Genomic DNA, 5,759 nt, shown 5'->3' with positions numbered 1-5,759 from the left:
CGCGCGTCAGCGGGCGCAGCGAGCGCGCGACGGCAAGGCGGGTCGCCTGGCTCGAGACGGTGACGCGGGTGGGGGCCGGGCGCGTCCCGTCCAACGGCCGCATCTCGGGCCGGAGCGAAGCCGCAGGCGGAAGCGCCGCCGCGGGCAAGGCGTGTGACAGGGGCAGGGCCAGGGTCAGAAGCCCGGCAAGCCATGCTGGGAGAAAGCGGCGCATGTTCTGTCTTGTGTCCGACTGTGCTGGTTACGCTGTGCTCGATTTCGAAACATTATAGCCGAAACGCCGGAATTGGGTGGCGATTCCGGTCCAGTTCCGGCGCGATGGGCGTAATCTGGCCTGCGATCCGTTAAAAGCTGCTTAACGCCCGCCCTTGCGGCTCGGCGTTTTCTTGCGAAGACCTGCGCGTTTCCTTGCCGATTGCCCGGCCTTGCGCCGCATCGGCCCACCGGGTTTGCCGCGCCCGCGGCGCACCGGGGCCTGCCGCCCGTCGATCTCGACCAGGTCGAGGACCAGGCCGCCGGTGACCGGCACGGCCTCGGCCAGTTTCACCGTCACGCGGTCGCCGATGCCGATGGTCAGGCCGCTGTCCGAGCCCATCAGCGTCTGGGTCTCGGCGTCGAAGTGGAAATACTCGTTCCCGATCGCGCGCATCGGCAGAAGGCCGTCGGCCCCGGTCTCGTCCAGCTTCACGAAGGCGCCGAAGCGGGCGATGCCCGAGATGCGCCCGGTGAAGGTGCTGCCGACGCGGTCCGACAGATAGGCGGCAAGGTAGCGGTCGGCGGTGTCGCGCTCGGCGGCCATCGAACGGCGCTCGGTCTCGGAGATATGCTTGGCGGTGGCGTCGAGGCTCTCGATCTCCTCGAGCGACAGGCCGTCGCGGCCCCAGCCATGGGCCGAGATCAGCGCGCGATGCACGATCAGGTCGGAATAGCGCCGGATCGGCGAGGTGAAATGGGCGTAGGCCTTCAGCGCAAGGCCGAAATGGCCGAAGTTTTCGGGGTTGTAATAGGCCTGCTGCATGGAGCGCAGGGTCGACATGTTGATCAGCTCGTCGAACTCGGTCCCCTCGGCGTCGGCCAGAAGGCGGTTGAGCTGGCTGGTGTGCAGGACCTGCCCCTTTGCCAGGGTGAAGCCCGAAGCGGCGGCGACCTCACGCAGGGCGTCGAGTTTCTCGGGGCTGGGTTCCTCGTGGACGCGGAAGAGCAGCGGCTGGCGCTTGGCGATCAGGGTCTCGGCGGCGGCGACATTGGCCAGCACCATGAATTCTTCTATGAGTTTATGGGCGTCGAGCCGGTCCTTGAAGCCGACCGACAGAACCTCGCCCTCCTCGCTCAGCTCGATCCGGCGCTCGGGCAGGTCGAGGTCGAGCGGCTGGCGGCGCTTGCGCGCGGCGGCGAGCGCCTCGTAGGCGGCGAAGAGCGGCGCGATGACGGGCTCGAGCAGCGGGCCGGTCTTGTCGTTCGGGGTGCCGTCCTGGGCGGCCTGCACCTCTTCGTAGTTCAGGGATGCGACGGAGCGCATGAGGCCGCGGACAAACGCGTGCCCGATCTTGTTGCCTTCGGCGTCGATCACCATGCGCACGGCGAGGCAGGCGCGCGGCACGCCCTCGTGCAGCGAGCACAGGTCGCCCGACAGCCGGTCGGGCAGCATCGGCACGACGCGGTCGGGGAAATAGCTGGAATTGCCGCGCTTCTTCGCCTCGCGGTCCAGCGCCGAGCCGGGGCGGACGTAATGGGCAACATCGGCGATGGCGACCCAGATGACATGGCCGCCCTTGTTCTTCGGGTCGTCGTCGGCATGGGCGTAGCAGGCGTCGTCATGGTCGCGCGCGTCCGACGGGTCGATGGTGACCAGCGGCATGTCGCGCAGGTCTTCGCGGCCCTGCAGGCCCGCGGGTTTCGCGGCGTCGGCCTCCTCGATCACGGCGTCGGGGAAGGCATCGGGGATGCCGTATTCATGGATGGCGATCAGGCTGACGGCGCGCGCGGCACCCGGATCGCCGAGGCGCGTGACAATGCGCGCGCGGGGCGCGCCCATGCGGGATTTCGGGCCGGCCTGTTCGGCCTCGACCAGTTCGCCGTCCTTGGCACCATGGGTGTCGCCGGGGCGGACCTGCCATTCGGTATCGGCGCCCTTGGAGATGGGCAGGATGCGGCCGCCCTCGGCGCCCGCGCGGAAGATGCCCAGCAGGCGGCGGGGGTTGGTGCCGATCTTGCGGATCAGGCGGGCGACATACTGGTGGTCTTCGCCCTGCACCTCCTGCAGGCGGGCGAGGATGCGGTCGCCCTGGCCCACGGCGGGATCGGTGGCGCGGGCGGAAAAGAGGATGCGCGGCTCGGGGCCCTCGCCCTGCCATTCCAGGGGACGCGCGAAGAGATCGCCGAGATCGTCGGGGGCGAGCACCTGCAGGACCGACACGGGCGGCAGCCTGTCGGGGTCGCGGTAGGTCTTGCGGCGCTTCTCGAGGTGGCCGTCCTCCTCCAGCTCCTTGAGGAGGCGCTTGAGGTCGATGCGCGCGGCACCCTTGATGCCGAAGGCCTTGGCGATGTCGCGTTTCGACGTCGCGTGGGGGTGTTCGGAAATCCAGGCGAGGACCTGGTCGCGGGTGGGAAGCTTGGCCATGGGACCGGCCTATCATGGCCCGGTGGGGCCGTCATGCGGGAATCGGCGGGCCTTGGCGCGGGTTGAGGGTGCGGGAGCCTCCGGCGGCCATATTTGGAGGATGAAGATGGGAGGGGGCGCGCGTTAACCTTAACGGGGGGTGAAGTAATCGGTGAGCATGCGGGCGTAGATGCGTTTGAGGTCGTGGATGTCCTGGATGCGGACGCGTTCGTCGACCTGGTGCATGCGGTGGCCGACGAGGCCAAACTCCACCACGGCGCAGTGATCCTTGACGAACCGCGCGTCCGAGGTGCCGCCGGTGGTCGACAGCACCGGGGACTGGTTGGTTTCCTGCCCGATGGCGCGGGTGACCAGCGCCGAGAGATCGCCGGGCGGCGTGAGGAAGGCCTCGCCCGAGACCTGGGCGGTCATCTCGATCCGGGTGCCGGTCTCATCGGCGACGCGGTCGGCCTCGGCCCTGAGCCAGTCGGTCAGGGTGGTGCCGCTGTGCAGGTCGTTGAAGCGCAGGTTCACGGTCATCCGGCTGCGCGCGGGGATGACGTTGGAGGCCGGGTTGCCGGTGTCGATCGTGGTGACCGAGAGGGTGGAGGGGTCGAAATGGTCGGTGCCCGCGTCGAGGACATGCGACGACAGGCGATGCGCCAGCAGGGCGACGGCGGGCATCGGGTTCAGCGCCTTGTGCAGATAGGCGGAATGGCCCTGTTTGCCGATCACCTCGAAATGGGCGGTCATCGAGCCGCGGCGGCCGATCTTGATCATGTCGCCGATGGTTTCGACGCTGGTCGGCTCGCCCACGATGCAGATGTCCATCTGTTCGCCCCCGGTCTTCATCCAGTCGAGGATGGCGATGGTGCCGTCGCGGCCCGGCCCCTCTTCGTCGCCGGTGATGGCGATGAGGATCGCGCCCTCGGGGGGCGTGACGGTGACGTGGTCGATGGCGGCGGCGACGAAGGCGGCGACGCCGGATTTCATGTCGGTCGCGCCGCGGCCGTAGAGCCAGCCGTCCTCTTCATGGGCCGAGAAGGGCGGGTGGGTCCAGGCCGCCTCGTCCCCCACGGGCACCACATCGGTGTGACCGTTGAAGCCGAAGCTGCGCGCCGCGCCCCGGTCGCCCCAGCGGGCGAAGAGATTGGGGGTGCCGTTGCGGTCGACGCGGGTGCAGGCGAAGCCCGCGCGTTCCAGCATCCCCTGCAGAAGCGTGAGCGCGCCGCCTTCCTCGGGTGTGACCGAGGGGCAACGGACGAGATCGGCGGTGAGGCGGGCGGGATCGATGGGCATGGCGCGTCTCCGTCTGGCGGTGGCCACGGGTATACCTGTGGCGGCAAAGGCACAAAAGGGCAGGACGCGGGCGATGGCCTCATCAAAAGGTAAACTTTTGAACAATCGGGAGATATACTTTTGACATAAATAGTAAAAAATAGTGTCGGGGCAGGCAGCGGCAGAGACCGCATCGGATACGAAAGACGGGGTCGCGGGGGTGCCCGCGGCCTGTTCGTGCCGAGAGACCTGACCTTCCGGCCTTGAGGCATGGTAGGTGGTGATGGCGACCGGGCAGGAGCTCGATATCGATCGCTTCGCGTCGGCGCTCGAGATGGCGCAGACCATCTTCGGCGACGATGTCACGGTTCTGGGTGCAAGATACGAGGGCGACACGCGGTCGTCGGGGATCTACACCAACGGCGACAGCATCACGCCGGGGGTGACGCCCTCGGACAGCGGGGTGATCCTGACCACCGGGAACGTGGCGAATTTCACCCAGGGCTCGGGCGATCCGAACCGCAGCAGCAGCATTTCGTTCAATTCGTCGGGGGCGAACAACGACCCGCTCTTCGACGCGATCACCGGCAGTTCGACCTGGGATGCGGCGGTGCTGGAAACCACCTTCATCCCGACGGGCGATGTGCTGTCGATCCAGTTCGTCTTCGCCTCGGATGAATACCCGGAATACACCGGGTCGCTCTACAATGACGCCTTCGGCATATGGATCAACGGCCAGCTCGTCACCTCGCCGATCCTCGACGTGACGCAGATCAACTCGGTCAACCAGTCCGAGAACGGCACGCTGTTCATCAACAACACCGGCGACGCCTACAACACCGAGATGGACGGGTTCACCGTCACCCTGTCGGTGGCGATCCCGGTGAATGCGGGGCAGATCAACACGCTGACGCTGGGGATCACGGACGTGGGCGACAGCAGCATCGACAGTGCCGTGCTGATCGCCGCGAATTCCGTGCAGGGGGCCTTCGTCGCGGCCGACGACACCATCACGCTGAACGAGCAGCAGGTCGCGGTGGTCGATGTCCTTGCCAATGACGGCAATGGCGTGGGCCTGGCGGTGGTGACCCATGTCAACGGCGTGCGCGTGAGCGCGGGTGACACGGTGACGCTGTCCAGCGGGCACGGCATCACGCTTCTGGCCGATGGCACGCTGCAGATCGTGCCGCCCGCCGGGCTGACGGGCCTGTCCGGCCCGGTCGGCACGAATTTCAGCTACACGGCGGAAAACGCCGACGGGCTGAGCGACACGGCCTTCGTCACGGTGACGACCGTGCCCTGCTTCACGCCGGGCACGCTGATCCGCACGGCCGAGGGCGAGCGCCGGATCGAGACGCTGCGGATCGGCGACCTGGTCGAGACGCGCGACAACGGCCTGCAGCCGCTGCGCTGGATCGGACGCCGCCGGGTGGCGGCCGAGGGGCGGTTCGCGCCCATCGTGATCGAGGCCGGGACCTTCGGGGCGCATCGGCGGCTTGTCGTCTCGCCGCAGCACCGGATCCTCGTGACGCATTGGATGGCGGAGCTGATGTTCGGCGAGGACGAGGTGCTGGTCGCGGCCAAGGACCTTGTCAACGGCTGCTCGGTGCGCGTGCAGGCGGGGGGCGAGGTGGAGTATGTCCACCTGCTCTTCGACCGGCACGAGATCATCTATGCCGAGGGCATGGCGACCGAGAGCTTCCTGCCCGGTCCGCATATCCTTTCGGCGCTGGACAAGGGCGTGCAGGCCGAGGTGTTGGCGCTGTTTCCGCGGATCGACCCCGCGACGCGCCGCGGCTACGGCATCTCGGCGCGCAGCGCCCTGCGCGCGCACGAGGCCCGCATCCTCCGGGCGGGTGCCGCGTGAGCGCGTCGGCGGCAC

General features: G+C 68.1%; 4 protein-coding genes. 1 reads left to right on the top strand and 3 read right to left on the bottom strand.

Annotation, left to right across the window (positions count from 1 at the left end):
• The 3 genes from QQK83_RS18625 to dapE all read right to left on the bottom strand — a co-directional run.
• A partial coding sequence (locus tag QQK83_RS18625) for a hypothetical protein (protein WP_284266848.1) occupies nt 1–214 on the bottom strand: 214 nt, incomplete at its 3' end.
• Between the two features lie 141 nt (nt 215–355).
• Nucleotides 356–2,620, bottom strand: a complete 2,265-nt coding sequence (gene rnr / locus QQK83_RS18620; protein ID WP_284266847.1) for a ribonuclease R — start codon at nt 2,618–2,620, stop codon at nt 356–358.
• A 129-nt stretch (nt 2,621–2,749) separates the two neighbouring features.
• Complete coding sequence (gene dapE, locus QQK83_RS18615) at nt 2,750–3,898, bottom strand: succinyl-diaminopimelate desuccinylase (protein WP_284266846.1); 1,149 nt, start codon at nt 3,896–3,898, stop codon at nt 2,750–2,752.
• A 262-nt stretch (nt 3,899–4,160) separates the two neighbouring features.
• Between dapE and QQK83_RS18610 the strand changes: the two genes are divergently transcribed.
• Nucleotides 4,161–5,744 (top strand): Hint domain-containing protein, encoded by a 1,584-nt coding sequence (locus QQK83_RS18610; RefSeq protein WP_284266845.1) that lies wholly within the window; start codon nt 4,161–4,163, stop codon nt 5,742–5,744.
• Nucleotides 5,745–5,759 lie beyond the last annotated feature (15 nt).

It is taken from the genome of Roseicyclus amphidinii, assembly GCF_030163755.1.
In the GTDB taxonomy this organism is placed as follows: Bacteria; Pseudomonadota; Alphaproteobacteria; order Rhodobacterales; family Rhodobacteraceae; genus Roseicyclus; species Roseicyclus amphidinii.
This window is presented reverse-complemented; position numbering and strand designations above follow the sequence as displayed.

Excerpts from the sequence above, each read along its gene's own strand:
- rnr (WP_284266847.1), bottom strand. The coding sequence starts at position 2,620 with ATGGCCAAGCTTCCCACCCGCGACCAGGTCCTCGCCTGGATTTCCGAA.
- dapE (WP_284266846.1), bottom strand. The coding sequence starts at position 3,898 with ATGCCCATCGATCCCGCCCGCCTCACCGCCGATCTCGTCCGTTGCCCC.
- QQK83_RS18610 (WP_284266845.1), top strand. The coding sequence starts at position 4,161 with ATGGCGACCGGGCAGGAGCTCGATATCGATCGCTTCGCGTCGGCGCTC.